The following is a 2,775-nucleotide window of genomic DNA, read 5'->3' as shown; positions in this document are numbered from 1 at the left end:
CCCCTCGCCGCGGGCGTCCCCGTGCAGGCCGCCGCCACCCCTGCCGCCGCCGCCACCCCGCACCGGGTCCTCTTCGACAACGCCCACGCCGAGACGGCCGGCAACGCCGACTGGATCATCTCCACCAGCCAGCCCGACCCCCTGGGCGAGGACTCCTCGCCCTCCGCGGAGACCGACTGGACCGGCGCCATCTCCTCCTGGGGCGTCGCCCTGCAGAAGACCGGCGACTACAGCCTCAAGACCGCGACGAGCGCGCTCACTTACGGCGGTTCCTCCGCCACCGACCTGAAGAACTTCGACACCCTGGTGCTGCCCGAGCCCAACACCCTCTTCACGGCCGCCGAGAAGACGGCGATCATGACCTTCGTGAAGAACGGCGGCGGCCTCTTCATGATCTCCGACCACACCGGCGCCGACCGCAACAACGACGGCGAGGACGCGGTGGAGATCCTCAACGACCTGATGACCAACAACAGCGTCGACTCCACCGACCCGTTCGGCTTCTCCATCGACTCGCTGAGCATCGGTTCCGACTACCCCTCGGCCATCAGTGACAGCGGCGACCCCGTCCTGCACGGCTCCTTCGGCACCGTCACCAAGAGCCTCATCGCCAGCGGCACCACGGCCACCCTCAAGCCCGCCGACAACGCGGCCGTCAAGGGCCTGCTCTACCGCACCGGTTACTCGGGCAACACCGGCGCCTTCTTCGCCACCAGCACCTTCGGCAGCGGACGCGTCGCCTTCTGGGGCGACAGCTCACCCATCGACGACGACACCGGCCAGTCCGGAAACACCCTCTACGACGGCTGGAACGACTCCGGCGCCACCAACGCGGCCCTCGCCCTCAACGCCACGGAGTGGCTGTCCGGCGGGAGCGGCGGCGACGGCGGCGGTGGGGGTTCCACCTGCACGGCGGCGCAGCTGCTCGGCAACAGCGGCTTCGAGTCGGGCAGTTCAGCCTGGACCGCGAGCAGCGGCGTGATCACCGACTCCAGCGACGAGTCCGCCCGCACCGGCTCCTTCTACGCCTGGCTCGACGGCTACGGCTCCGCGCACACCGACACCCTGTCCCAGTCGGTGACCCTCCCGTCCGCGTGCACCACGGCCACGTTCAGCTTCTACCTGCACGTCGACACGGCCGAGACCAGCACCGGCACCGCCTACGACACCCTCAGGGTGCAGGTGCTCAACAGCTCGGGCACGGTGCTGGGCACCCTGGCCACGTACTCGAACCTCAACGCGGGCTCCGGCTGGACCCAGCGCAGCTTCAGCCTCGCGGGCTACGCCGGCCAGAGCGTCACCCTCAAGTTCACCGGCACGGAGGGCTCCACGCTCCAGACGTCGTTCGTGATCGACGACACGGCACTGAACGTCAGCTGACCCGCGCCGGGACCCACCCGGTGGCGGCCGTCACCTCGGCCGCGATGTCGATCACCGTGCGCCAGTCGGTCACCACGCGCAGCGTGCCGGCGGGCGCACACTCGTCCAGCATCCGCGCCTTGCGGACACCGCCCCGCAGCTCCTGCTCCAGTTCGGAGCCGAGCTCCCGCCCGGTCAGGCGCAGTTCGGCCGTCTCGTCGGTGGCGGTGAGCAGGACCCGTACGATCCGGACGCCGTCCCCCATCGCCCGCCGGAACATGCCCGTCGCCTCCTCCAGCACGCAGACGGTGTTGACGTAGACCAGGCGTCGGCAGCCGAGTTCGGCGTAGTTGCCCCACACGGCGGTCAGATTGCGCTCACCGATGGCGGACCGGTGGGGATCGCCCTCGGGTGCCGGATGCACCTGGCCCATGAAGTCCCCGTCGATCACGGCGTGGGCCACTCCGGCGGCGCGCAGCCGCGCGGAGACCTCCCAGCCCACGGTCGTCTTGCCGACCCCGGCGCGGCCCCCGACGAGCAGTACCTCCGCGTGATCCATACGGCGAGAATGGCATGCTGAGCCGGCGCCCGGCCACGGGATTTGCCGGCGCGGTGGAGAGACGTACTCGTCAGGGGTGGCGGTCGGACGGAGGCGGTCGGATGGAGGAGTCGGTGCTCGGCGGCGGCGCGGTCAACGAGGTCGTCCGGGTGGGGGACACCGTGCGGCGCCCGCCGTCCGAACGGCCGGACTTCGTACGGCAGTTGCTCGCGCTGTTCGAGCGCGCGGACTGGCGGGGCGCGCCGCGGCACCTCGGCGTCGACGAACGCGGCCGGGAGATCTTCACTCATGTCGAGGGGCGGGCCGCCGTGACCCCCGGCGAGCGCGCCGCGGCCCGGACCGACGAGGCCCTCGCGGAGGTCGCCCGGCTCGTCCGTGACTTCCACGACCTGACGCACGGCACCGCGCTCGCCGGGGACCGCGATGTGGTCTGCCACAACGACCTCGCGCCGAAGAACACCGTGTACACCGGGTGGCGGCCCACCGCGTTCATCGACTGGGACCTGGCCGCTCCCGGCGAGCGGATGCACGACATCGCCCATGTGTGCTGGCAGTACCTCGACCTGGGGTCGGGCGTCACGGACATCCCGCGGACCGCCCGTCGTATCCGGCTGATCTGCGACGCCTACGGCCTCGACCGGCGGGACGGGCTGCTGGACACGGTGCTGTGGTGGCAGGACCGGTGCGGGCGCGGGATCGAGGCGGGCGCGCTGCGGGGGGACCGGGCCATGACCGGGCTGCGCGAGCGGGGGGTCGTCGACGAGGTGCGGGCCGCGCGGAGCTGGGTCGCGGCACACCGGCGCGAACTCGGGGCGTTCCTGGAGTGACGACGTCATGCGGCGGGGCCGGTCCACGTC

3 protein-coding genes are annotated in these 2,775 nt (G+C 71.7%); 2 read left to right on the top strand and 1 reads right to left on the bottom strand.

Features of this window, described 5'->3' with window-relative positions:
- A partial coding sequence (locus EHS43_RS41905) for a hydrolase (RefSeq protein WP_125195721.1) occupies window positions 1–1,380 on the top strand: 1,380 nt, incomplete at its 5' end.
- Here the strand turns inward: EHS43_RS41905 and EHS43_RS41900 are convergent.
- The gene (locus tag EHS43_RS41900; RefSeq protein WP_125195720.1) at window positions 1,373–1,918 is read right to left on the bottom strand and encodes a hypothetical protein; all 546 of its coding nucleotides are present in this window, start codon (window positions 1,916–1,918) and stop codon (window positions 1,373–1,375) included. The genes EHS43_RS41905 and EHS43_RS41900 overlap by 8 nt on opposite strands.
- Window positions 1,919–2,019: 101 nt before the next feature.
- On the opposite strand from EHS43_RS41900, the gene EHS43_RS41895 reads away from it, so the two are divergent.
- Complete coding sequence (locus tag EHS43_RS41895; RefSeq protein ID WP_125195719.1) at window positions 2,020–2,745, top strand: phosphotransferase; 726 nt, start codon at window positions 2,020–2,022, stop codon at window positions 2,743–2,745.
- The last annotated feature ends 30 nt before the right edge of the window (window positions 2,746–2,775 follow it).

It is taken from the genome of Streptomyces sp. RP5T (genome assembly GCF_003933965.1).
In the GTDB taxonomy this organism is placed as follows: domain Bacteria; phylum Actinomycetota; class Actinomycetes; order Streptomycetales; family Streptomycetaceae; genus Streptomyces.
This window is presented reverse-complemented; position numbering and strand designations above follow the sequence as displayed.

Excerpts from the sequence above, each read along its gene's own strand:
- EHS43_RS41900 (WP_125195720.1), bottom strand. The coding sequence starts at position 1,918 with ATGGATCACGCGGAGGTACTGCTCGTCGGGGGCCGCGCCGGGGTCGGC.
- EHS43_RS41895 (WP_125195719.1), top strand. The coding sequence starts at position 2,020 with ATGGAGGAGTCGGTGCTCGGCGGCGGCGCGGTCAACGAGGTCGTCCGG.